Annotated in this window: 4 protein-coding genes; all 4 read right to left on the bottom strand. The window is 40.7% G+C overall.

The genetic code is table 11. The features are described 5' to 3' along the window. Positions 1–188: 188 nt before the first annotated feature. Entirely contained in the window at positions 189–425 is a 237-nt protein-coding gene (locus P9E47_RS20670; RefSeq protein ID WP_326164708.1) for a DUF5348 domain-containing protein, read from the bottom strand. A gap of 18 nt (positions 426–443) precedes the next feature. Then, entirely contained in the window at positions 444–1,247 is an 804-nt protein-coding gene (locus P9E47_RS20665; RefSeq protein WP_326164706.1) for an ExeA family protein, read from the bottom strand. Further along, positions 1,244–2,632, bottom strand: a complete 1,389-nt coding sequence (locus P9E47_RS20660; RefSeq protein WP_326164704.1) for a DDE-type integrase/transposase/recombinase — start codon at positions 2,630–2,632, stop codon at positions 1,244–1,246. Before P9E47_RS20660 ends, P9E47_RS20665 begins: the two co-directional genes overlap by 4 nt. Before the next feature lie 176 nt (positions 2,633–2,808). Further along, complete coding sequence (locus P9E47_RS20655; protein ID WP_326164702.1) at positions 2,809–3,180, bottom strand: hypothetical protein; 372 nt, start codon at positions 3,178–3,180, stop codon at positions 2,809–2,811. Between the last annotated feature and the right edge of the window lie 453 nt (positions 3,181–3,633).

The raw sequence follows: 3,633 nt of genomic DNA, 5'->3' as shown, positions 1-3,633 counted from the left end.
TGTTATTAATCACCCTGTTTGTCGGTAGTTTCGGAATCGACTATGACGGTGATTTTTTTGATTTGTAACCGTCATTTTTGTTGGCGATAAATATTAGCCGTAGAATTTGGCAGTATTAATTGTCCATAGTTTGGCAGAAGTAATGCTAAAAAGGGGAAGCAGACCATCTGGTCTAACTCCCCCTTGTTCTAAATATCAACCTGATAGGTTTCATTAGGTTTTAAATAAAATTTTGTATCATTGCGGCCAACGATAATATACCATTCCCTCCCAAGTTCCATCCGGCATGAAAGTTTCCTACCATCCCCAAGATGAAGATCAAACCAATCACCACACCGAACTTTGTACCCTGTATTATCACCCCAAAAGACCACCCAACAATCTATATCCTCAAAATATTTCATATCTTTCCAACGGCTTTTCATCTTGTTTCTCCTCGTATCCTAGAATTCTTTATACTCGTTTAAGATTCGATCTACATGCATCGCATCAACTAACTTTTCTTTTCGAACAACGGCATCAAGTAAGCAGGCTGTACATTCATTGTTGATCTCGCGAGGAATTCCTCGAGTATGTCCATAAATTGAATCAATCGCTTCCGCTGTAAAAATGGGATGCTTAGCACCTGCTGTTTCAAGTTGATGTTCAATATATTTTCGTGTTTCCTCCCGGTCCAATCCACCCAGATGATAGCGGACATTCATTCGCTGTGTAATCGGTTTAAACAAACGCATCTGAAGCGTTGAACGTAATTCAGGCTGTCCAACCATCACCAATGCCAACGGAGACACGCTATCAATTTGAAAGTTGGTCAAAAAGCGAATTTCTTGAAGCATATCTCCTTGCAGTAGGTGAGCTTCGTCAATGATCACGACAACTGTTTTTTGTTGGTTTTCATACAAATCCCAGATGGCATGTTCAAATTGACGCTTCGTTTCACTCCGCAAATGCTTGGGCGGAATACCGAGATGATGTAATAATTCTCTGTAGAAGTCTCTTGGTTTAAGAGAGGAATCGCATAGATAAATAAATTGATATTTTGTAAGATCCAATCCGTCCCGAAGGGACCTAATGGCAGTTGATTTTCCAGCCCCAATCTCCCCGGTAACTAAGCCAAATGAACGTGTTTTGACCATGTATTGGAGCCGGGCAACACATTGTTGAAAAGAACTTGATTGATACAAACTTTCCGTCGGAATTTCTTTTGTAAAAGGAGTGCGATCCCATCCGAAGAAATGACTAATCATATCGATTCACCCTCTTCCATAAGGCTTACAAAGCCACTCTGATGATTTTGCTTTTGTTGTTCTTGGTATTCCTCATAGACTAGTTCAATAAAATTAAGCCCTGTTTTCTGAATCGTTTCCTCAGATTCCGATTTTGGGCATTCTTCAGGCTTATCCCATTTCATAGAACGCTGTACCATTACTACAGCGTCTTTTAGTCGCTTTTCTTCTTTCCAAACTTGTATACTAGACATATCATAGGGATCAAAGCGCAATTGAACTTTCTCACCCACTAATCCCGCCTCCACCTCATAAGTAGTTCCTAATAGCGAAACACAGTTTGTTTTATCCACTTTTCGTGTTTCTTCCAGGAGGAAAACTTCTACTAATTCGTGCGGAGGGATCGTTCGGATTGGATGATCACATTTCTGATAACGATCCATCGGCCGTTGTTTAAAGCTGTTATGAACTTTTTGGTGATAGGCTACTTCCAGCCAGGCCGTAAAAAATTGATTTAAATCGGCCAAGGTTTTGATTTTTCCTTGTTCAATTAAGTCGTATGCTTCTGGAACGAAGCTCTGATCCACAAAACGAAAGAACTTTTCTTGCTTTCCGCGCCCTTGGGGGCGATAGGGTTTAGTATGTTTAAGCTGTGTCCCCAATCTTCCGCATATTCTGGCAAAATGGTGGGAAGAATAGATAGCTCCATTATCGACGTAGATCAGAGATGGAACCCCGTGTTTCAGTATAGCTTTTTTTAGACAGTCCTCTAATCGCGGTACACGTTCTTCAAAATAAAACTGCGCGTGAACAACGAACCGAGAATAATCATCAAGAAATACGACAAGGTAGGCCATCTTTTTCTTTCCCTTCTTCTCGGGATGAGGCAAATAGAGGGTATGCTGGACATCTCCTTGCCAACAAGCGTTGCGATGTTCCGCCTCAAACCTTCGAAAGGAATCCTTAGAGTTTGTTTCTAATGCCTTTTTAGTTATTCCTCGGCGCCTGAGTTGTTTAGAAAGGGTACTTTCTTTTAATTCCCCCGGCTGTACAAATTTAGCCAACTCTAAAATAGCCATGATCTGCCGTACACTTCTTGTTGGATTTTCTTTTTTTAAAGCAATGGCTTTTTTTAGAACCTCCGGTTCGATGGTCTTTGACCTAAGTAAATCTGCCCGAGGGGAAGGCTTTAACGCATCCCATCCACCTTCTTTATAGGACTTCATATATCTTTCCAATGTGCGAACACTTACCATTTTGGCAGTGCTGAATGGAATGTCATAGGAATGCCGCGCAATTTCTTTTAACAGTTGAGCTTGTTCTCCCGTTTCTAGTTTTCGGGTCACCAACGGGGCAATAAGGCCATACCGAAAATTGGCAATCTCTTGTCTTTGTCTTTCATCCATCCAAATCTCTCCTTTATATATATTTTATAAAATTATGGCATACCGGCCCCATTTAGACAGGACTACATATTTTGTTGGATAATCAGCGAGTGGATGGAATAATTTAGGTGAAGTAGAGTGTCAGATTGAAAGAATTGCATTCGTCACAGAGGGTGACGGTAGGATGACCACCCACATTAGAGACGTAGTTTGGCAGGAAGATGGGTATTTAGGAAAGACAAATAACCCATCATCAATGGGTTAAATTGGAAGTAATAGACGTATTTTTGGAGAAGAAAATAAAACCACTCAAGGGTATCTAAGGGTGTTGAATTTACACCTTTGGAATGAAGGCGAAGTAAATCCTCCTCCTCCCCAAATTGAATAAGTCTGCCCGCAACCCAAATAGAAGTACGGTCAACTTGTGCCAGATACCGGTTCCACCACCGCTTGATAGTAGTAGCTGAAATTCCACCAATCGAAGGGGATACAATGCCTTGGGAAATCTTTTGAAAGCTGACTCCCTTCCTTCTCCGATTAAAGGCAGCCTCGCGAGAGGTCGTAACCACACGAGCCCAGGGGATGAGGAAGTCGGGAAATAGAGAAATAGTTTTTCCACATAACGGACAGTACCAACGGTAGATTGGTATAAGGATGCACTGGTACTTAGTAGTAGCACACCGATAATAGCGGCCATGCTTATATAAAGTTCTTTTATTACATGATTTATCAGGGCAACACAAGGATATATTGGGACGCTTTTCCCCATATTCCTTTAAATAGGACTTGAGTGTTTTCCTAAATGGTAGTATTCTATTTTTATACATGTTTTTATTTTTTTTGCCCCCAATCGACTGCAATCGATGGGGGCTTTTCCTTTATATTTTTACATAAAAATAGCCTAATCCGCCGTCATTGTAAAGATGGGATTAGGCTTTTGTCGTTATGTAATTACTTCCATGACTGACAAAGATATTGGCGAAATTATTAAGATTTAGCGTCATAGACATTGATTGAAAACA

Source organism: Schinkia azotoformans, from assembly GCF_035811335.1.
In the GTDB taxonomy this organism is placed as follows: domain Bacteria; phylum Bacillota; class Bacilli; order Bacillales; family Bacillaceae_J; genus Schinkia; species Schinkia azotoformans.
This window is presented reverse-complemented; position numbering and strand designations above follow the sequence as displayed.